The sequence below is a fragment of the Paenibacillus sp. J22P59 genome (assembly GCF_059383895.1).
In genome coordinates this window covers 13,476-33,439 of record NZ_JBXENX010000016.1, presented here as the reverse complement: position 1 = coordinate 33,439, position 19,964 = coordinate 13,476, and the positions used below count along the sequence as shown (strand labels likewise).

Here is a 19,964-nt window from a genome sequence, read left to right as displayed (position 1 = left end):
GGCCGATCAATCATCGGCTTATCCGAAATGCCTTTTTCATTAGTCTGCGATATCCGCCCAGAAATCCTCATCCGCATCCAGCGTAATATTAGAGCGGAATACCCGGCGATTATATTGCTTGTACATATATTGTTCGATAGCTTCAAGGATATTGGATTCCAATAAATATTGGCTTCTTCCTTGAACCCAAATCTCAGCAGTGAAGCCGTATTGCTCTTCCCAAGACAATTGTACTTCGACGTCGGTTGGCTGTACGCCTCGACGTTCCGCTACATTCAAGCATACTGCATTAATAATCTCATCCGTGTAAATCCGAGTCATTAGTAGGGTCTCCGTGAATCAGGTGTATTCTTTTTATTGCGAATGTACTTGAATGCGGCAACAACCACCATTACCAATGCCACAATAGCAAGCATATTAATCATGAAGCCCAATATCGAGCCAAGAGCGCCCATTCCTGCGAACATGCTGCCGAACAACAGACCAGCCAAGCCGCCGAGCATCATGCCTTTCATGAAGCCGCCTGTCTTGGAAGCGCCAGCTTTGCCAGCAGTAGAAGATTTGCTTCCAGAGTTCGATTGGCTTGCATTATCAGCTTTCTTAGCTGGTTTCTGTGTGAAGCTTTGTTTCGGTGATTTAATTCCACCGCCGCCGCCTCGTCTTGCATCAGCTTCTGAAGCGAAGGTGAAGCTTAGCGTCAGGAACAACGTCAACGCCATCATAACCAGTATCCCTTTTTTCATATCCTTATTCTCCTCCTGCTAATCTGTTTAATACTCTCGTTGCTATCATATACAATTACGGCTAAGATAAACGAAGGTTTCACATTTTTCAAAGAAATAGCTTGGAAAAAATTTGTTCTGGGAGGCATCTGCCATGAATTACCCACAATCTTATATTTCTTATCTCGTCGAATTTCATGCAAAGCGAGATTTTTTCGAATGCCATGAGCTGCTGGAGGAATACTGGAAAGAACATCCTAATGATGTGTGGTCAGAGCTATGGGTCGGCCTTATTCAGCTGGCAGTGGGCCAGTACCACGAGCGACGCGGGAACGAGGTAGGCGCACGCAAAATGTACACGGGAGCAATCGCTAAGCTAACGGAGCAGTCGCTTAATCATTGGGGACTGGATGGCAAGCAAGTGCTAGCGGTGCTGACGCTAAGATTGAATGCGTTAATAGCAGGCGAGACAGTGCCTTATGCAGATTTCAACATGAACATAATTGATCCGCTGCTGAAGCAGCTGTGTATGCAGCAATGTGAAGCTGAAAGCCTCCAATGGGGTATAAGCAGCAGCATGACAGATGAAGCTCTTGTTCATCGCCATAGGCTCAGGGATCGAAGCGGTGTAATTGCAGACAGGGCTGCCGCAGCAGAAGCCAAAAAAAAGAATCGTCCGGGTGCATCTTAGGCACTCGAACGATTCCTTATCGTTATTTATTTTTCAAGTTTTCATAGCCGTCGACAATGACATCAAGCGCACCAGTCTCCGGGTGAATCGCCAGTCCATGCACAGGAATGTTAGGCGGGAGCAGTGGATGGTTGCGCACAATGCTTACGCTTTTCTCTACGCTTTCCGTCAAGTTGTCGAAGCCTGTCAGCCAGCGCATCAGATTCAAGCCGGAATGGCGCAAAGTCTCGATGCGTGCCTCGGGAATGCCGCGCTCAACCATATGGCTCACGACTACCTCAGGGTTGAGTCCCGTCATTCCGCATTCATGATGGCCGATAACGAATACTTCATCGGCTTGCAGCTCATAGACAGCGACGAGCACGCTGCGCATTAGGTTGCCGAAGGGCTGTGTAATAATGGCGCCGGCATTTTTTATAATTTTGGCATCGCCGTTCTTCAAGCACATCGCCTTGGGAAGCAGCTCGGTCAGGCGTGTATCCATACAAGTAACGATGACCATTTTGCGGTCGGGAAATTTGGTAGTTAAATATTGCTCATACTCTTTGTTCTCTACGAAGCTTTGGTTATAGCTCATAATTTGATTAAGTTTATTCATCGGTGATCATTTCCTCCTAAAATAGACGGTTTCGAAGCTTTGAAGCTCTGTTAATTTTTCAAGAAACGCAAATGAAGAGTATAAATCTGGTTGTCGCTCTTCAAGCTGAAGGCTGAGCTATTCGGATCATAATCGATTCGAAGCTCGGGATCATAGAAGACTTCATGTCTGGGCTCATACCAGAATGGGAAAGGGTCTCCTTGCGCCAGACGATCATCAGGACCGCTGTGCTCGATGAGCTGCAGAGCAGGAACCCCGCTGACGACGCAGCCGCAGCCTTCGGTGTCATGAAGCAGCTTGAGCTGCTTGCCCTCTGCCAAATGGGGCGTTATGGCTGCAATGGCAGATGCTGAGAAAGTAATTCGCATAAGGATTCCTCTTTCTTATTATGTATACCAACGAGCCGCATAGGTTAAGGTTGATTATACGTTTTGTTATCGGTAAGATCAAGTTAAGTTCCTATGTAATTATAGGGGAATTCACTAGGGAGGATGGATGAATAATGACGGCACATGCAGTGAAAGCGTTACCCGCTTTTTTGGAAACGGTTCGCAAAATTAAAGGGTATGAAGAGGCGTTAGGCGTCCTCTATTGGGATCTTCGTACAGGTGCTCCGCGTAAAGGGATGGATGCACGGTCGGAGGTTATCGGTTCATTGTCGGGGGAAATGTTCAAGCTGTCCACTTCACCTGAGTTAGGCAACTACTTGACGGAGCTTGAAGCACCGGGAACGATAGAAGGCTTAAGCGAGATTGAGCAAAGGCTGGTACGTGAGATGCGCAAGGACTATGACCGCAGTGTCAAAATCCCGCCGCAGCTCTATCAGGAATATGTCGTCCTCGCCGCCCAAGCAGAATCCAAGTGGGAGGAAGCCAAAGAGGCGAATGATTATGCCAGCTTCCAGCCTTATCTGGAGAAGATCATTGATTATACGCAGCAATTCATAGATCTATGGGGGCCTAAGGCGACTCGTTATGATACGCTGCTGGATCAATATGAGCCTGGCATGACGACTGCCAAGCTTGACCAAATCTTCGGAAGCCTTCGTGAGCAGCTCGTTCCGCTTGCCAAAGCGATCGCAGACTCGAAGCATCAGCCCGATACCGCATTCCTTCGTCAGACTTATGATAAGCAAGCTCAGAAAGCATACAGCCTGTCTATTCTGAAGCAGATGGGCTTCAGCTTCGAAGCAGGACGCTTGGACGAGAGCATGCATCCTTTTGCGACTGGCCTGAATCCTGGTGATGTCCGCATCACGACCCGTTATCTGGAGGACGACGTGACGAGTGCTTTGTTCGGAACGATTCATGAAGGCGGCCATGCTCTCTACGAGCAGAACATCATGCCTGAATTAATTGGCACAACCTTGTGCACGGGCACTTCCATGGGCATCCACGAATCGCAATCACGCTTCTGGGAAAATATGATCGGACGCAGCAAGCCCTTCTGGGAGCATAACTTCGGCGAATTGCAGAAGCTGTTCCCTGGACAGCTGGATGTGTCGGTCGAGCAGTTCTACCGCGGCATCAATGTTGTACAGCCGTCTCTTATTCGGATAGAAGCGGATGAACTGACTTACAATCTGCATATTATTATTCGATATGAGATTGAGAAGCTGATCTTTAATGAGGGCGTGAAGGCCGCTGATCTTCCAGCAATATGGAATGAAAAGTATAAGGAATATCTGGGAATCGTTCCAGAGACGGACGAAGAAGGCGTCTTGCAGGATGTTCATTGGTCCGGCGGCGCATTCGGCTACTTCCCTTCTTATTCGCTCGGCAATATGTATGCTGCCCAATTCGCCGATACGATGGAGCGGGAGCTGGACGGCTTCTGGGATATGATCGGACGGGGAGATCTTCTGCCGATCAAGGACTGGCTGACAGAGCGCATCTATCAATACGGCAAGCTGAGAACACCTTCGGAGTTGATTGAGGGCGTTACTGGCAAGCCCCTTGACCCGCAGCATCTGGTAACCTATCTGGAACAGAAGTATAAGGATATTTATAAGCTGTAATAAAAATAGCTCAATAAAACGGTCGCCCTTTTGCAAATGAAGGGACGGCCGTTTTTTATTTTGGGCATGGATAGAAATCACCGCGTTCCCTTGTTGTGCATAGGCTGAAATCACTACAACCAGGTTAGCGGGAGGAATGGGAATGGGAAGACGAGTAGGGATGCTACTGCTGCTTACGATGGCATTGATTGCAACCGCTGCGCTCGCGGGCTGTGGCAGCAGCAGTTCAGGAAATACGAAGATAACGATTGGCGAGGTTACGCGCTCGCTATTTTATGCGCCGCAATATGTCGCTATTGAGAAGGGCTTTTTCAAGGAAGAAGGCTTGGATGTAGAGCTGACTACGACAGCTGGCGGCGACAAGACGATGACGGCTTTGCTCTCAGGTGTCATTGATGTAGCTCTTGTTGGCTCGGAGACGTCGATCTATGTCTATCAGCAAGGAGCTGATGATCCAGTCATAAACTTTGCCCAATTGACGCAGACGGATGGCACCTTCCTAGTGGCTCGGGAGCCGGATGCTTCCTTTGATTGGAATAAGCTGAAGGGAGAAGTATTCCTTGGGCAGAGAAAAGGTGGTATGCCCCAAATGGCGGGAGAGTTCACGCTGAAGAAATTCGGCATTGACCCTCATCAGGACCTTGAGCTTATACAAAATATCGACTTCGCCAATATCTCGGCAGCATTCGCTTCTGGCACAGGCAAATATGTGCAGCTATTCGAGCCAACTGCCTCGATCTTCGAGAAAGAAGGCAAGGGCCATGTCGTTGCTTCATTCGGAGTTGAGAGCGGTCACCTGCCTTACACCGTATTCATGGCGAAGCAAAGCTTCACGAAAAAACATAGCAAGACGGTTCAAGCCTTCACCAATGCGATCCAAAAAGCGCAGCAATGGGTGAAGGACAATGATGCAGAGTCGATCGCGGAAGTGGTTCTCCCTTATTTCGACAATGTGGACCGCGACATCGTGGTGAGCTCGATCGACCGTTACAAGCAGCAGGGCTCTTACGCAGCTGATCCGATTATAGACGAACAAGAGTGGAATAATCTGCTGGATGTGATGACCTCAGCTGGCGAGCTCAAGGAGCGTACTGAGCATCATGCCATTGTGAATAATACGTTTGCTGAGAAAGCAATTGAAGGCTTGAAATAACTTACAGTAGCTGGGAGGAGAGACGATGGCTGACGAAGAGGCAATGCTGGTGCTGGCAGATGTGTCCCAAGTGTATGTGAATGCTAAAGGTGCGTCATTGGCTGTTGAAAATCTGGATCTGACGGTTCATCGCGGAGAGTTCGTCAGCCTTGTCGGACCGAGCGGCTGCGGGAAGACGACTATTCTAAGCATGCTCGCTGGCTTATTCCCACCGACGAAAGGGCTGGTGACGCTGGGAGGCGAGCAGGTATCTGGACCTTCGACGAAGGTTGGGTACATGCTTCAACAGGACTATTTATTTCCGTGGCGAACGATACGAGATAATGCCGCCATTGGGCTCGAAATAACGGGTAGGAAGACCTCAGCCTCGCTTGCCTACATTGATGAATTGCTTGCGGAGCTTGGCCTGCCCGGATCGGGCAGCCGCTATCCGCATGAGCTGTCAGGCGGCATGCGGCAGCGTGTGGCATTGGCGCGAATGCTCGCTACAGAGCCTGAGATTATGCTGCTCGATGAACCGTTCTCGGCGCTTGATCTTCATATTAAGCTTCAGCTTGAGGATCTGGTGCAGGAGACGTTGAAGCGATTAGGTAAAACAGCAGTTCTTGTCACTCATGATTTGGCGGAAGCAGCCGCAATGAGCGACCGCGTTATTGTGCTGGCTGCCAATCCCGGACGCAAGATTGCAGAGATTCTCGTGCCAGACGAGATTAGAAAGGCGTCGCCGATGGAGGCAAGAAAGCTTCCAAGCTTTCAGGAGACCTTCGATCAGCTGTGGGCGGAGCTTGAGGCAGCGGAAGCTGTCAATGAGCAGGATGAAGAAGGAGGTGAGGAGATTGCCGTACAGCTATGAGCCTAGAAATACATCTGAGGGCGAGGCTTACCGGGATGAAGAAATGCTGGAGCGTGCAGCAATATCGGGCATTCAAGACGATCGATCGAATTGGCTGGGTGAGCTTCATATCCGCTTCAAGAGGCGTGCCAGACGAGTGTCGGCTGCGGTCGGCTTGACACAGGCTGCCATACTCATCTTGTTCATCGCGCTGTGGGAAGCGGCAGGAAGGAACAAATGGGTCGATCCGCTTCTGTTCAGCTATCCCTCCAAAATGATCAACCAGCTATGGAGAACGATGGCGGACGGCTCCTTATGGCCGCATGTCGGGATGACCGTCGCAGAGACGGCGATTGGGTTCGCGCTCGGGACGCTGCTCGGCACGGCAATTGCTGCTGCTCTCTGGTGGTTTCCTTTTTTGTCACGCGTGCTTGACCCTTATCTCGTCGTTCTGAACAGCATGCCTAAGGTTGCGCTTGGTCCTATCTTCATCGTAGGTCTGGGCCCAGGATTCATGTCGATCGTCGCGGTTACGCTATCGGTCACCGTAATTATTACGACAATTAATATTTATAATCGTTTCCGTGAAATAGAAGCGGGGTATATTAAGGTGGTGAGATTGTTCGGGGCAAGCAGGGCGCAATTATTCCGGCTCGTTATTTTGCCCGCGTCATTCCCTGTCATTATATCCGCTCTAAAAGTAAATGTCGGTCTTGCATGGATCGGCGTTATCGTAGGGGAGTTTCTAGTGGCAAAGCTTGGCCTTGGTTACTTGATTATTTATGGCTTTCAGGTATTCAACTTCACGTTAGTGCTATCCAGCCTGCTCGTTATTGCCGTCGTTGCGACCATTATGTACCAGTTGGTAGCTATGCTGGAGAGAAAGTTGACGTCAGGCTGGCGGGAGCGTTAGGATAGACGGAAATAATGAATGAACTTGGTGGGGTATTATGGGCATAAGAATTGTAAAAACCGCATTGGCGGCTATAGCAGCAATCTATACGGCAGTTTATTTCGGATTGGAGCCTCCTCTTGGGGCGGGCATTCTAGCGATACTTGGCGTTGAGGTGAGCCGGATGAAAGGGCTGAAGAGCGCTTTTGTCCGGTTTGTTGCTTCTGTATTAGGATTGTTCTTCGCTTCGCTTATTTTTACGCTGTTCGGATTTCATATCTGGGCGGTTGCTTTGTTTATATTAATTACCTTTTCGTTCTTGTCGCGCTTCCAGCTCAAGGATGGCATTGTGACCAGCTCCGTTATCGTGTTTCATCTATTCAATTACAAAAGCGTCACGGTAGGCATTATCGGCAACGAGATTATGCTGCTCCTTGCAGGCCTTGGATGGGCTACGGTCATTAACGTGATCTACATGCCGAAGGACAAGCATGTGCTGCAATCGCTTAAGAAGGAGACAGAGCGCTTATTCAGTACGATCTTTTTGGAGATGGCGACTACGCTGCGCAGCCCGGACCATGTGTGGAACGGGAGCGAGCTGCTGGAGGTCGAGCGCGTCATAGCAGAAGGGGAAAGGCGCTCGATGCTTAATCGGGATAATCAGCTGTGGGGGCAAGAGCATGATTGGCTGATTTATTTTGAAATGCGGAGCGAGCAGCTGGAATCCGTCCAGCTCATGCTCGTAGAGCTTGCGCTTGTCTACGAGAAATGGCCGCAAAATGATCTGATCGCGGAGCTGCTGGAGCAGTTGGTGAAGGATGTGCGGTCGGATGTCTATGAAGGAATGACAGAGCGGCGCTTGTCGGAGCTTCGCCGAATGTTCCGGACGATGGAGTTGCCTCATACGCGTGAAGAATTCGAGGTTCGGGCTGCTCTGCTCAAGATGATGCATGATTTGGAGCGGTATTTGGCTACAGCCAAACGGCTTAAAAAAAGAAAAGTCATTTTAGACAAAGATCCCTCATAAACTAAAAAGGGAAAAAATTCGTTGCGGAGCAGGAAAAGAAACAGTCACCCTAGACGAATGTCCTGCATACACTTTAAATGAATGATTGTATGGAGGAGGTTAAATCGATGACTAATGCAGATAAACAGCTTCAGGGTAGAGAGATTATAACGAAAGCTGTCTGCGGAAAAGGTCGTAAGTTTTCCACTGTAACCCATACCGTAACGCCGCCTCATCAACCAACCAGCATTCTTGGTGCATGGATTATCAACCATCAGTATGAAGCGGTTCGATCGGGCGACGGTATTGAGGTAATCGGTACTTACGATATCAATATCTGGTATTCGTACAGCAAAAACTCGCAGACCGAGGTAGCTAAGGAATCCGTACATTATGTTGAGCATGTTCCGTTGTCTTATGTAGATCCCAAGCATAGGACAGCGACAGAGGAAGTGTCTGCCGAGGCGCTTCAAGAGCCTAATTGTATTGAGGCCAACATCTCTTCGAGCGGTTCCGGCGTTGTCATTCGCGTCGAGCGGGAATTCTCAGTGGAAATGATTGCCGAGACTAAAGTATGGGTTGCTGTCTTCCCGGGCGGTTACGACGGCCTGGAAGCGAAGGAACTCGACTATAATCTCGGCGATGGGGATTACGAGGATTTGGACCCGGACCTGCTGGACGATGAGCTGTAATCCGGTTTCCATTTCTGTACGGTATGATATGCCGCTATTGCGGTAAATTTGAGGGCGAAAGCCCTCTTTTTGTTGAAAATGGGTATTAGACTACGGCTGTTCCTGCCAACAATGCCATAAAGCTAGGCCTACCTCGTAGGCTGAGCATAATAACGTTATGATTAGCAATCCATTTCCGATAAGAAGGTGGCGGCCATGGCTGCGGGAAAGGCTTATACTTGGATCTGGCAAGGCAATGATGAGCGACTGGAACGCTTGGAAGCTGAGGTACCATCGGTCCTTTGCTTCGGTCCTGCAACCGCTGTTCAACCAGGCGATGCTGTCATCGCCTTATCGGAGCGGCGAACCATTGACTCGAACAAGTTTCCTGGCGCTCATTTATTTAATGAGGGCGCGGCTGTTCTAGCTGCGAAGCGGCCATCTGAGAGGCTGCAGATATGGAGCCGTGCTGGTCTTTATCGCGCGGCAACAATGGACGAGCGGTTATACCGCGTTAGCCTTGTTCATCTGGAGCTTGCTGAGCTGATGCGTATAGATATCGCTGGCAGGCCCTTTGGCGAGGCAGCGCCATTGCTTCGAATGAAGCAAAGAAGCCAAGTCATGCCTGATGATATCGGACTGCGCCGTGTGGTGCGTACAGCTGTCTCTGCGCTCTATTCGCTTGGCCTCGACCTTGGCGAGGTCGATGTGGCGCTTGGTGCGGATGGAAGAGCCGCGGCAAGGGAGGTTAGACCGCTTAGAGAAGGTCCGCTGCAAGCGGCTGCGCTAAGACGGTTCGCCCTTTGGCATGAGGCGGAAGCAAGAGCGAGGAGCGAAGGAACAGGCAAGGGGCTGCTGATTGGAGCAGACCCGGAGTTTGTTCTATTGAGGCAGGACGGCAAGATCGTCCCGGCCTCACGGTATTTGGGGGAAGGGGTGGGAGGAGCGGCTGGCAGCGATGCGATGCTTATTGGGCGGCGGATTATCTATCCCGTCGCTGAATTGCGTCCAGAGCCAGCGGCTGATCCTGCCGTATTGACGGGGCATGTGCGGCGGCTGCTGATGCGCGCCGCTGCTCGTATTAGTGACCCCGAGCTGCGCTGGGCCGCTGGGGCCATGCCTGTGCCGGGGCTGGCACTCGGCGGGCATATTCACCTGAGCGGTACGCCACTCACTAGTCGGCTGCTCCGGCTTCTTGACAGCTACGTGGCTTTCCCGCTCGCTGTCGTAGAGGATTCCGCCGGGCGGGGCCGGCGGCCTCGCTATGGCGCCCTTGGCGATTACCGCCGGCAGCCGCATGGCGGCTTCGAATATCGAACGCTGCCTAGTTGGCTCGTCTCCCCGGCAGCCGCCAAAGCCGCCTTCGCGCTCTCGCTGCTATGCGCTCGGGAGACCTGGACCCTCACGGACCTGCCTGCGCTTGATGAGCGGTATGTCGAGGCCTTCTACGCCGGCGATCGCACGGAGCTTGCCGGCTGCTTGGATGGTATCGCCGCCGCAATGGCCAAGGCGCCAAGCTATCCCTCGCTGGCGCCTTATATTGAGCCGCTCCTCGATGCGGCGCGGCGCGGCATCACTTGGGATGAGCGCGCAGACATCCGCATCAAATGGCGTATACCAAGCTCACCTAGCTAATCCTGTATCGGGATTAGGCTTGGTGAGCTTTTTTTTGTATAAGAGTAGGGAATTTATGCCGAACAAGTTGCTGTGGTTGGCGTTATCCAATCTGGTTGCTATAATAGTCTAATGGTATTTTTCTCATTTCTTTTTCTTACACCTGCGTATTCATTTGTTCAATAATCTGATAGTTAATATATAACTAAGTAGGAGGGGCAACAGTGGCTAGCTATACTCCGATGATTCAGCAATACCTCGCTATTAAGGAAGAGGCGAAGGATGCTTTTTTGTTTTTTCGATTGGGTGATTTTTATGAAATGTTTTTTGAGGATGCCATAGCGGCATCGCGTGAGCTGGAAATTACGTTGACTGGCAGGGAAGGCGGAGGCACGGAAAAAATTCCGATGTGCGGCGTGCCGCATCATTCCGCGGACAATTACATAGCCCGTTTAGTAGATAAAGGGTTTAAAGTAGCTGTATGCGAGCAGGTAGAGGACCCAGCGGCTGCCAAAGGCGTCGTGCGCCGCGAGATTGTCCGATTCATTACTCCGGGCACGGTGATGGAGTCCAAGTCGCTTGCAGACAAAACGAATAACTTCATTGTATCCGTAGGAGCGCTTTCTTCCTCGCCAGAGCGGCTGGGTTTGGCAGCCTGCGATCTATCTACAGGCGAGTTGTATGTGACATCTATGGCTGGACAGATAGACACCTTGATTGATGAGATCAATGTCTATCAGCCTGCTGAGATCGTCGGCGATGAGATTCTATTAGAGCAGCTGCGCCAGAAAGCGGTATGGAACAGGCCTGTCTTATTGACGCCGCGTGAGCCGATGAACCAGAGTAAGCTAGGGCAGCAGTTTGAGCCCGTAGAGCTGGAATCGCTTAATGAGACGAGGCTTCGTGCCGTCAGCCTGTTGACTGGCTATTTGGATGATACGCAAAAACGTTCGCTCGGCCATGTTCGGACGATACGAAGCTATGAACCCAACCAATATATGATTCTGGACCATTATACAAGGCGTAATCTGGAATTGACCGAGACCGTCCGCGACAGGAGCAAAAAAGGCTCATTGCTATGGCTGCTAGATCGGACTCAGACGTCAATGGGAGCAAGGCTGCTGCGCCGCTGGATTGATAAACCGCTCCTCAGCCGCACGGCAATCGAAGCGCGTTATGAAGCAGTAGATACGCTTTACCGCAATCTTATTTTGCGCGACGATATTCGCTCCGAGCTTCATCAGATCTATGATCTGGAACGGCTGGTAGGCAGAGTTGCCTTCGGCAGCGCGAACGGGAGAGATATGAACGCACTCAAAAGCTCGATTCGCAGAGTGCCGCAATTGACTTTGCTATGTGCCAGCTCGGACTCAGACAGGCTTCAGCGTCTGGTGGAGGGATTGGATGATTGTCAGGATCTAGCGGATATGATTGAGACTGTAGTGGTGGACGAGCCTCCTGTCTCGATTCGGGAAGGCGGCTTAATCCGTGCGGGCTATGATGATTATCTGGATCAATTGCGGGAAGCAAGCACGAACGGGAAAAAATGGCTTGCAGAGCTGGAACGGCAAGAGCGTGAAGCGACGGGCATCAAGTCTATTAAGATTGGCTTCAACAAAGTATTCGGTTACTACTTGGAAATCTCTAAGGCGAACCTGGCGATGCTGCCGGAAGGCCGCTATGAGCGGAAGCAGACGCTGGCTAATGCCGAACGCTTCGTAACGCCAGAGCTCAAGGAGAAGGAGCGTCTCATTCTTGAAGCCGAGGACAAAATGGTGGACCTGGAGTATGCCAGATTCGTGGAGCTCAGAGACCATCTGTCGCTTCAGCTTCATCGACTGCAGCGCCTCGCAGAGGTAATTGCGGAGCTGGATGTATACCAATCCTTCGCTACGGTCAGTGCAGAGCGGCGCTTTACACGTCCTGTCATTACAGAGCAATACGACCTTATCGTTGAAGAGGGAAGGCATCCTGTCGTTGAAGCCGTTGTAGAAGGAGTGCCTTTTATAGCTAATGGAACGGCTCTTCGCAAGGGTGAGCAGTCTATGCTGCTTATTACAGGTCCGAATATGGCGGGCAAAAGCACTTATATGCGCCAAGTGGCTTTGTTGTCTATCATGGCGCAGATAGGCTGCTTCGTTCCAGCGAAGTCGGCTCAAATTCCGATGATTGACCGGATTTTCACCCGGATTGGAGCAGCCGATGACTTGATTGGCGGCCAAAGCACCTTCATGGTTGAAATGAAGGATATTCAGATCATGACAGAGAAGGCGACAGCAGACAGTCTGGTTATTATCGACGAGCTGGGAAGAGGCACCTCCACTGGAGAGGGAATGGCAATTGCCCAAGCTGTTATTGAATACGTACACCATCATATTGGCTGCAAAGCGCTGGTCTCCACTCACTTCCACGAGCTATCGCATCTGGAAGATTCTCTTCCTTCTCTGGCGAATGCTTGTATGGCGGTTCAAGAAAGCGGAGATCATGTGACCTTCTTGCGTAAGCTGATTCCTGGAGCCGCAAGTACGAGCTACGGTATTTATTGCGCTCAGCTCGCGGGTCTTCCTGAGTCGATTATTGGGCGCTCCTATGAACTTCTTGCCCGCACCGAGTCAGAGCATCCGATCAAGGAACGCAAGGGTGCAGCGTCCGAAGCACGATACGAACGGCATGCAGATCATGCATCAACGCAGGATGCCTTCAAGGAAACGGCTGCGACAGCGGCTGTTCAGCTGTCCATTTTCGACGAGCCTGTCGTTCAGCCGGAAGCTGGCAAGCGTAAAGCGAGTCCTAAGGCAGAGCAGCTGGCGGATGAGCTTCGCAAGCTGGATTTATTCAATATGACGCCAATGCAGGCCATGCAATGGCTTAATGATAGGAAAAGCAAGCTATAACGGATAACGGTACTATAGCCAGAGAGGGGAGTCATTCGAATGGGGAAAATTCAAGTGCTGGACGAGCAGCTTGCGAATCAGATTGCTGCAGGCGAAGTCGTCGAACGGCCATCTTCTGTTATTAAGGAGCTGGTTGAGAATGCGGTTGATGCGGGCAGCTCGGTCATAGATATAACAGTCGAGGAGGGCGGACTTTCTCTTATTCGGGTGACGGATAACGGGACGGGTATCGAGCCGGAGGATATGGGAACAGCCTTCCAACGTCATGCAACGAGCAAAATTATGTCAAGCAGCGATTTGTTCAAGATCGCCAGCCTAGGCTTCCGTGGAGAGGCGCTGCCAAGTATAGCGGCGGTGTCGAGGCTTGAATGCATCTCTTCCATTGAGACGACGGGTCTGGCTCATCGGATGAGCTTTGAGGGCGGTACAGTAACCATAGATCAACCGGCGAATGCCCCGCAAGGGACGGATATGACCGTACGGGATTTGTTCTATAACACCCCTGCCCGGCTGAAATATATGAAGTCGATCCAAACGGAGCTGGGGCATATATCAGATTATGTCTATCGAATAGCTTTGGCTCATCCGAGCATTGCTTTCACGCTCAAGCATAATGGCAATACCTTGCTTCGTACATTAGGGACGGGAGACCGACTACAAGTTATTGCAGCCGTGTATGGCTCCAATACAGCTAAGGCGATGATGAAGGTAGAGGGCGAGAGCGGCGATTATGATTTGACAGGCTATATCTCCAAGCCTGAGCTTACGAGAGCGAATCGCAATGGCATGACGGCTATCGTCAATGGGCGGTATATCCGAAGTCATGCGATTAATCAGGCGGTGCTTCAAGCGTATCATACTTTGCTTCCTATCAATCGTTTTCCACTAGTCGTACTGGAGATTGGCATGCATCCTAGCCTGCTCGATGTGAATGTGCATCCATCCAAGATGGAGGTCCGCTTTAGCAAGGAAGCTGAGCTAAGAACGTTGATCGAGCAGGCCGTTCGAGCAGCGCTAGGTACGGTGCGCCATATTCCGGGACCGGAATCAGCCTACAAGCAAGAGCGCTCAAAGCCTTTATTCGTACAGGATGCAATGTCATTCCATCGGCCTGAGCCGAAGGATGACAAGGTTATGCCTTCATCAGGAACAGGGGATAGGCAGACTTCCAGCCGGCCTTACAACGCGCCTTCCTCCATACGTGACAATCGGGAATATGTCCCTCGAAATGCGGCAGAAAAGCTATATAAGCCAGCTGAGCAGCGGGAGACAGCGTTCAGGGAAACAGCAGCGCCATGGGAGGAAGCAGCTCCTTCATTGCAGTTGCCGACCCAGCAATATACAAGCGATCAAGCAAGCTATCCAATCAAACAAGCTACCTTCGGGAGTGGGCTTGATGCAGCTTATGACAGTTCTGCTCAGGCTATCCCTTCTACGAATGAAGGGCAGCAGGCGGATAAGCAGGGAGAAGAGGCTAACGCGCCGCAGACTTCTGAAGCTGCCCCTTTCTTCCCTGAGCTGCACTGGATTGGTCAGCTTCATGGCACTTATATTGTCGCGGAGGCGGAGGATGGCCTGTACCTGATTGATCAGCATGCGGCGCATGAGCGGGTTAATTATGAATATTATTACAAAAAGTTCGGCAATCCAGCTGCGGCAAGCCAGCAGCTGCTCGTACCGCTGACACTTGAATTTACGCCTGGTGAAGCAGCGCAATTACGCGGAATGATTGCTCTTTTTGCCGATGCCGGCGTAGAGCTGGAGCCATTCGGTGCACAAACCTTTCTTGTCCGCTCTTATCCGGAATGGCTGCCCAAGGGCGAGGAGCAAGCCATCGTCGAAGAGATGGCCGATCTGCTGCTGTCGGATAAAAAAGCGATTGATATTGCCAAGCTGCGTGAGAAAGCCGCTATTATGTGTTCCTGCAAGGCTTCAATTAAAGCAAATGACCGCAAGACTAGGGAAGAGGGAGACTCTTTATTAGCGCAATTGGCTGCTTGTGAGCAGCCATATACTTGTCCGCATGGGCGACCGATTGTCGTGCATATGTCTAACTATCAACTAGAAAAAATGTTCAAACGGGTGATGTCATGATTGTAACAACAGCGGATAAGCCGTCAGCGGAAGCATCAGACACGGCTAAGAGGCTTGCAGCAGAATTAGAAGTGCCTTATATTCCGCGCGGCAGAAAGACTCTCAGGCAAATGGGAGAGCAAATGGAGAACATCCGCATCCTTGTGGTAACGGAGAGGGAAGTTCGGTTTTATGAAGGGCAGACGGAGACTCCCTTATATTTTCACCCTAGTATGGCCTTTGTCAGGGTCAAACGGTTACGGCGGGGGGAAAATGATCCGATGATTGTGCTGTCAGGCTGCTTGGAAGGCGACACTGTCGTTGATTGTACAGCTGGCTTGGGCTCAGATGCCCTTGTTTTCTCCTATGCCGTAGGGGAGGCAGGAGCGGTTATTGCGACGGAGAGCGAGCCAGTGCTATGCACGGTTGTGCGAGAAGGCCTTGCCATTTATAAGTCGGGCTTGCCTGACGTAGATGCGGCAATGAGAAGAATAGAGATGCGCTGTGAGCAGCATTATCGCTATTTGAGCGGATTGCCGGACAATAGTGTTGATGTCGTATATTTTGATCCGATGTTTCGGCAGCCAATTCATGAATCAAGCGCGATTGAGCCGCTGCGGACGCTTGCGAATGCTAATGCGCTCTCTCCTGAATCGGTTGCCGAAGCGCTGCGTGTTGCACGCAAGACTGTGGTAATGAAAGAGCACCGGGACAGCGGAGAATTTGCAAGGCTTGGTTTCGAACGGCGCCATGTGAACACGTCGAAAATTGCTTATGGAGTGATAGAAGTTGCGCGAGAACAATAGTATGACACAGAAGCAGCCGCTGCTTGTACTAATTGGCCCAACGGCCGTTGGCAAGACCCAGCTAAGCCTCGAACTTGCCAAAGCTTGGAATGCCGAGATTATATCGGGAGATTCGATGCAGGTATATCGAGGCATGGATATCGGAACCGCTAAGCTTCCGCTTGCGGAGCGTGAAGGAATCGAGCATCATCTGATTGATATTTGTGATCCGCAGACCCCTTATTCTGTAGCAGATTTCCAGACTGGCTGCAGAGCCAGTATTGAGGAAATCGCAGGAAAAGGGAAGCTGCCTTTTATTGTAGGCGGTACAGGGCTCTACGTGGAGTCGGTCTGCTATGGGTTTGAGTTTGCTGAGAGCGGCTCTGATGAGCTGTTCCGGCAGGAACAGGAGCGTTATGCGCTGGAGCATGGGGCAGAAGCGCTTCACCAAAGGTTGGAGGAGATTGACCCGCCTTCAGCCAAGCGGCTGCATCCCAATGACCAGCGGAGAATTATTCGAGCGCTCGAAATTTACCATTTGACGGGCCAGACGCTATCTTCTCAGCTTGAGGGACAGAAAAAGGAGTCTCCTTACGAACTATGTCTAATAGGCCTTACAATGGATCGTGCCGTGCTATATGCGCGGATTGAGCAGCGGATCGATCTTATGATGGAGGAAGGGCTTGTAGAAGAGGTCCGTAAGCTTCTGTCTGGCGGTGTACCGCCTCATGCGGTTGCGATGCAAGGCTTAGGCTATAAGGAGATTGCCATGTATTTGCGGGGGGAATGCACACTTGAGGCAGCCGTTACCTTGCTCAAAAGAGATACAAGAAGATTTGCCAAACGTCAGCTTTCCTGGTTCCGGCATATGAAGGATATTGCGTGGATTGACATGGACGCAAATTTTCACAACAATTTAGAGCATATTCATGGTATAATAGCAGGAAAGTTTCAAGACAATCTTGAATATACTTCTAATCAATCTTTTTAAGACGGAGGTAACGTCCAATGAACAAATCGATCAATATTCAGGATACGTTCTTGAACCAATTGCGCAAAGACAGCATTCCGGTTACGGTGTTTCTTATGAATGGCTTTCAAATCAGGGGCGTTATTAAAGCGTTTGATAATTTCACTATTATCATTGATAGTGAAGGTCGTCAACAAATGGTGTACAAGCATGCGATTTCGACGTTTACGCCACAGCGGAACGTATCTCTTATGCAGGATAACAGCAGCTCAGAGTCCTAAGGTCATAGCAGAGACTGAAACTTTCTAATCCTGCGTAACGTTTAACTAGATAGCGGTAAGGTAGAACAACCCGCTCCATCAGGGTTGTTCTTTCTATTCCGGGGTATAAATAAAGAGATAGATCCGATTATACGGACAACAGGAGGGGAATCGGCATGGCTGAACAACCTAGTAGAAGATCACCTGCGCCCAAGACGCAGGGAAAGGGCAAGAAAAAAAGAAAGCTGACACCGCGAAAATGGTTTTTTGCTTTATTTTTTACCGGAGTCATTGCAATCGTATGCGGAATCATTGGATATTTGCTTATTATTCTGAACGGGGAAAGGATTCTAACGGAAAGAGCAGATATGCTCGTCATGGGCGAAGCATCCATCATATATGATGTGAATGGACAGGAAGTAACGAAGCTCTATCATGCGAATGAGAATCGTGAAATCGCTGAATTTGATGAAATTCCAAAGCTGCTTCTCCAAGCATTCGTTGCTACAGAGGACCAACGTTTCTATGAACACTCCGGGATTGACTTCTGGGCCATTGGACGGGCGGTTGTAAAAGACGTGATTGCCCGCAGTGCAGTAGAGGGCGGAAGTACAATAACGCAGCAGTTAGCTAAAAATATGTTCCTGACCGCAGACAAGACGTTATTCCGGAAAGCGACGGAAGCTTCTATTGCGGTCGCGCTTGAGAATAATAAGACAAAAGACGAAATTCTGACGATGTACTTGAATCGGATTTATTTCGGTAAAGTATATGGCGTGAAGGCAGCTGCCGATTATTATTTCGACAAGCCGCTTGAAGAGCTGGAGCTATGGGAAATTGCTACATTGGCAGGAATGCCGAAGGCTCCGAACCGTTACAATCCGATTAAAGATCTGGAATCTTCCGAAGCGCGCCGCGCAGTCGTGCTGAAGCTGATGTTCGATCAAGGACTCGTTACACAGGCTGAGATGGATGAAGCGAAGGCGGCCAAATATGTACAGCCAACTAATACGGATGAGAAATTTGCTGATCCGTATAAAGCCTATGTCGATTATGTAGTAGAGGAAGCCGTTAAGGTGATGCCTCAGGGAATGACAGAGGAAGAGCTAAGAATAGGCGGCTACCGGATCTATACTTCACTGAATCCGAAAGCTCAGGAAACGGTTGAAAAAGAATTTGCTGATGACAGCAACTTCGAGGAAAGCCCGGAAGATCAAAAGGTACAGGGTGCGATGATTATAATGGATCATCGTGACGGTACGATTCAAGCAATGGCTGGCGGACGTGATTATGTCAAAAAAGGTCTTAACCGTGTAGAGGTGCCACGTCAGCCAGGCTCGGCATTTAAGCCAATAACGTCATATGCTCCGGCACTGGATACTGGGAAATACTTCCCCTGGACGGTTCTTGCGAATGACAAGAAATGCTTTGGAAATTATTGTCCGCGAGATTCCAAAGGCGCAACTCCGATCTCCATGGCGGAAGCCGTTAAGCAATCGCGAAATTTGCCAGCAGTATGGATGCTTAATGAAGTTGGCGTGAAGAGCGGATTGGAATACGCTAAGAAATTCGGCTTTGAGCTAGATAGCAAAAATGACCGTAACTTGACTATTGCGTTAGGTGGATTAACCCATGGCGTGACACCTTTGCAGATGGCCGAAGCGTACAGCGTATTCGCTAATGGCGGCAAGTCAGTTGATTCTCACACAATTACCAAGATTACCAATAGTGCGAAGAAAAACATCTATACGTATAAGGCACCAGCTTCCAAGCAGATCATCAGTGAGCAGGCAGCTTGGTATATGACGGAGATGCTGCAGAAGGTTGTTCAAAAGGGCGGTACGGGCACCAGTGCACGTATTGATAGACCAGTAGCCGGCAAGACAGGAACGACACAGCACGGATTGAAAAATTTTAATTCCAGCGCTAACCGTGATGCTTGGTTCGTGGGTTATACGCCAGAGTGGACAGCAGCAGTCTGGATGGGCTACGATATTACTAATGAGCAGCATGTTATTAAGAAAGGCAGCTCACAGTCCGCTAAGATGTTCTCTAAGGTTATGAGCCAAGCGATGAAGGGTGTTCCGGCTTCTAGCTTCAAGCAGCCTTCAGGCGTGAAGGAAGAGGTTCCAGCAGAGCAGGCTGGCGTATCGAATTTCAATGCGACTTATATACCTGAACAAATGAAGGTACAGCTGTCATGGACAGCCCCTGCGAACAGCGAAGGCATTACGTATCAAGTATTCAGAAAAGATGAATCGCAAGGTGAGTTTATCCGTTTTGTTGATTCCCTAACGGCAACTGGGGTTGATGATATGAGTGTCTTCCCAGGAATCACGTATGATTACTATGTCGTTGCCTATAATGCAGAGGCGAATCTGGAAAGTAAAGCGTCTAATACGGTCAAGGTCCAAATACCGGAGACGGAGATTGATATACCGGAAGTTCCGATGGAGCCAGAACCGAATCCGGATGGAAGCCTGGATCCAGGAGAGAGCCCTGGAATCGAGCCAACCCCTACGCCAACCCCAACCGATCCGAATAATCCAGGTAATGGCGGAGGGCTTGAGCCAACCCCTACGCCGACCCCTACCGTACCAGGTGACGGGGCTGGGAATGGGAATGGACAAGGAAACGGAAACGGGCAAGGAAATGGTCAAACTAATAAGCCAGGTGATGGCAGTGTTGGAGCGACCGGTGGAGAAGATGGCAGTGAGGACTTTATGGAATTTGAATAAAAGATGCTGAAGGATGTATAGCATGATGCTTATGCAGTTACTGTATTT

18 protein-coding genes are annotated in these 19,964 nt (G+C 50.2%); 14 read left to right on the top strand and 4 right to left on the bottom strand.

Annotated features, from left to right (window positions below; all coding sequences use genetic code 11):
* Positions 1-39: 39 nt before the first annotated feature.
* Both AC50YO_RS22300 and AC50YO_RS22295 read right to left on the bottom strand, forming a co-directional pair.
* Positions 40-321, bottom strand: a complete 282-nt coding sequence (locus AC50YO_RS22300; RefSeq protein ID WP_494850421.1) for a YxcD family protein — start codon at positions 319-321, stop codon at positions 40-42.
* Positions 321-743, bottom strand: a complete 423-nt coding sequence (locus AC50YO_RS22295; RefSeq protein WP_494850420.1) for a hypothetical protein — start codon at positions 741-743, stop codon at positions 321-323. The genes AC50YO_RS22300 and AC50YO_RS22295 overlap by 1 nt, the downstream gene beginning before the upstream one ends.
* A 133-nt stretch (positions 744-876) precedes the next feature.
* Between AC50YO_RS22295 and AC50YO_RS22290 the strand changes: the two genes are divergently transcribed.
* The gene (locus tag AC50YO_RS22290; RefSeq protein WP_494850418.1) at positions 877-1,413 is read left to right on the top strand and encodes a DUF309 domain-containing protein; all 537 of its coding nucleotides are present in this window, start codon (positions 877-879) and stop codon (positions 1,411-1,413) included.
* Between the two features lie 22 nt (positions 1,414-1,435).
* Here AC50YO_RS22290 and AC50YO_RS22285 read toward each other — a convergent pair whose 3' ends face one another.
* Together AC50YO_RS22285 and AC50YO_RS22280 are read right to left on the bottom strand one after the other, a co-directional pair.
* Positions 1,436-2,011 carry a beta-class carbonic anhydrase gene (locus AC50YO_RS22285; RefSeq protein ID WP_494850417.1) on the bottom strand — a complete coding sequence of 192 codons (576 nt, stop codon included), beginning with the start codon at positions 2,009-2,011 and terminating at the stop codon, positions 1,436-1,438.
* Between the two features lie 50 nt (positions 2,012-2,061).
* Complete coding sequence (locus AC50YO_RS22280; protein ID WP_494850416.1) at positions 2,062-2,379, bottom strand: iron-sulfur cluster biosynthesis family protein; 318 nt, start codon at positions 2,377-2,379, stop codon at positions 2,062-2,064.
* Positions 2,380-2,513: 134 nt separating this feature from the next.
* On the opposite strand from AC50YO_RS22280, the gene AC50YO_RS22275 reads away from it, so the two are divergent.
* The 13 genes from AC50YO_RS22275 (at position 2,514) to AC50YO_RS22215 (ending at position 19,916) form a co-directional block, all read left to right on the top strand.
* Positions 2,514-4,028: a carboxypeptidase M32 gene (locus AC50YO_RS22275; protein ID WP_494850415.1), complete on the top strand. Its 1,515-nt coding sequence runs from the start codon at positions 2,514-2,516 to the stop codon at positions 4,026-4,028.
* A 142-nt stretch (positions 4,029-4,170) separates the two neighbouring features.
* A complete protein-coding gene (locus AC50YO_RS22270) occupies positions 4,171-5,181 on the top strand; it encodes an ABC transporter substrate-binding protein (protein WP_494850414.1) in 1,011 nt (336 codons plus the stop codon).
* Between the two features lie 25 nt (positions 5,182-5,206).
* Positions 5,207-6,034 (top strand): ABC transporter ATP-binding protein, encoded by an 828-nt coding sequence (locus tag AC50YO_RS22265; protein WP_494850413.1) that lies wholly within the window; start codon positions 5,207-5,209, stop codon positions 6,032-6,034.
* 43 nt (positions 6,035-6,077) lie between these two features.
* Positions 6,078-6,926, top strand: a complete 849-nt coding sequence (locus AC50YO_RS22260; RefSeq protein ID WP_494850520.1) for an ABC transporter permease — start codon at positions 6,078-6,080, stop codon at positions 6,924-6,926.
* A gap of 37 nt (positions 6,927-6,963) precedes the next feature.
* Positions 6,964-7,932 (top strand): aromatic acid exporter family protein, encoded by a 969-nt coding sequence (locus AC50YO_RS22255; RefSeq protein ID WP_494850412.1) that lies wholly within the window; start codon positions 6,964-6,966, stop codon positions 7,930-7,932.
* A gap of 107 nt (positions 7,933-8,039) precedes the next feature.
* The gene (locus AC50YO_RS22250) at positions 8,040-8,603 is read left to right on the top strand and encodes an outer spore coat protein CotE (RefSeq protein WP_494850411.1); all 564 of its coding nucleotides are present in this window, start codon (positions 8,040-8,042) and stop codon (positions 8,601-8,603) included.
* A 195-nt stretch (positions 8,604-8,798) separates the two neighbouring features.
* Positions 8,799-10,217 carry a putative amidoligase domain-containing protein gene (locus tag AC50YO_RS22245; RefSeq protein ID WP_494850409.1) on the top strand — a complete coding sequence of 473 codons (1,419 nt, stop codon included), beginning with the start codon at positions 8,799-8,801 and terminating at the stop codon, positions 10,215-10,217.
* A gap of 203 nt (positions 10,218-10,420) precedes the next feature.
* Positions 10,421-13,090, top strand: coding sequence for a DNA mismatch repair protein MutS (mutS, locus tag AC50YO_RS22240; protein WP_494850408.1), 2,670 nt, complete (start codon positions 10,421-10,423; stop codon positions 13,088-13,090).
* 39 nt (positions 13,091-13,129) lie between these two features.
* Complete coding sequence (gene mutL, locus AC50YO_RS22235) at positions 13,130-15,184, top strand: DNA mismatch repair endonuclease MutL (RefSeq protein WP_494850407.1); 2,055 nt, start codon at positions 13,130-13,132, stop codon at positions 15,182-15,184.
* A complete protein-coding gene (locus tag AC50YO_RS22230) occupies positions 15,181-15,969 on the top strand; it encodes a class I SAM-dependent methyltransferase (protein WP_494850405.1) in 789 nt (262 codons plus the stop codon). The genes mutL and AC50YO_RS22230 overlap by 4 nt, the downstream gene beginning before the upstream one ends.
* A gap of 1 nt (position 15,970) precedes the next feature.
* Positions 15,971-16,939, top strand: coding sequence for a tRNA (adenosine(37)-N6)-dimethylallyltransferase MiaA (gene miaA, locus AC50YO_RS22225; protein ID WP_494850519.1), 969 nt, complete (start codon positions 15,971-15,973; stop codon positions 16,937-16,939).
* 17 nt (positions 16,940-16,956) lie between these two features.
* Complete coding sequence (gene hfq / locus AC50YO_RS22220; protein WP_494850401.1) at positions 16,957-17,199, top strand: RNA chaperone Hfq; 243 nt, start codon at positions 16,957-16,959, stop codon at positions 17,197-17,199.
* Positions 17,200-17,354: 155 nt separating this feature from the next.
* Positions 17,355-19,916, top strand: coding sequence for a transglycosylase domain-containing protein (locus AC50YO_RS22215; RefSeq protein WP_494850400.1), 2,562 nt, complete (start codon positions 17,355-17,357; stop codon positions 19,914-19,916).
* Positions 19,917-19,964 lie beyond the last annotated feature (48 nt).

What these genes read in the sequence shown, in the direction of transcription:
- hfq (WP_494850401.1), top strand. Translation starts at nt 16,957, where the DNA reads ATGAACAAATCGATCAATATTCAGGATACGTTCTTGAACCAATTGCGC.
- AC50YO_RS22275 (WP_494850415.1), top strand. Translation starts at nt 2,514, where the DNA reads ATGACGGCACATGCAGTGAAAGCGTTACCCGCTTTTTTGGAAACGGTT.
- mutL (WP_494850407.1), top strand. Translation starts at nt 13,130, where the DNA reads ATGGGGAAAATTCAAGTGCTGGACGAGCAGCTTGCGAATCAGATTGCT.
- AC50YO_RS22270 (WP_494850414.1), top strand. Translation starts at nt 4,171, where the DNA reads ATGGGAAGACGAGTAGGGATGCTACTGCTGCTTACGATGGCATTGATT.
- AC50YO_RS22215 (WP_494850400.1), top strand. Translation starts at nt 17,355, where the DNA reads ATGGCTGAACAACCTAGTAGAAGATCACCTGCGCCCAAGACGCAGGGA.
- AC50YO_RS22260 (WP_494850520.1), top strand. Translation starts at nt 6,078, where the DNA reads ATGCTGGAGCGTGCAGCAATATCGGGCATTCAAGACGATCGATCGAAT.
- AC50YO_RS22295 (WP_494850420.1), bottom strand. Translation starts at nt 743, where the DNA reads ATGAAAAAAGGGATACTGGTTATGATGGCGTTGACGTTGTTCCTGACG.
- AC50YO_RS22245 (WP_494850409.1), top strand. Translation starts at nt 8,799, where the DNA reads ATGGCTGCGGGAAAGGCTTATACTTGGATCTGGCAAGGCAATGATGAG.
- AC50YO_RS22285 (WP_494850417.1), bottom strand. Translation starts at nt 2,011, where the DNA reads ATGAATAAACTTAATCAAATTATGAGCTATAACCAAAGCTTCGTAGAG.
- AC50YO_RS22280 (WP_494850416.1), bottom strand. Translation starts at nt 2,379, where the DNA reads ATGCGAATTACTTTCTCAGCATCTGCCATTGCAGCCATAACGCCCCAT.
- AC50YO_RS22290 (WP_494850418.1), top strand. Translation starts at nt 877, where the DNA reads ATGAATTACCCACAATCTTATATTTCTTATCTCGTCGAATTTCATGCA.
- AC50YO_RS22265 (WP_494850413.1), top strand. Translation starts at nt 5,207, where the DNA reads ATGGCTGACGAAGAGGCAATGCTGGTGCTGGCAGATGTGTCCCAAGTG.
- AC50YO_RS22255 (WP_494850412.1), top strand. Translation starts at nt 6,964, where the DNA reads ATGGGCATAAGAATTGTAAAAACCGCATTGGCGGCTATAGCAGCAATC.
- AC50YO_RS22230 (WP_494850405.1), top strand. Translation starts at nt 15,181, where the DNA reads ATGATTGTAACAACAGCGGATAAGCCGTCAGCGGAAGCATCAGACACG.
- miaA (WP_494850519.1), top strand. Translation starts at nt 15,971, where the DNA reads ATGACACAGAAGCAGCCGCTGCTTGTACTAATTGGCCCAACGGCCGTT.
- AC50YO_RS22250 (WP_494850411.1), top strand. Translation starts at nt 8,040, where the DNA reads ATGACTAATGCAGATAAACAGCTTCAGGGTAGAGAGATTATAACGAAA.
- AC50YO_RS22300 (WP_494850421.1), bottom strand. Translation starts at nt 321, where the DNA reads ATGACTCGGATTTACACGGATGAGATTATTAATGCAGTATGCTTGAAT.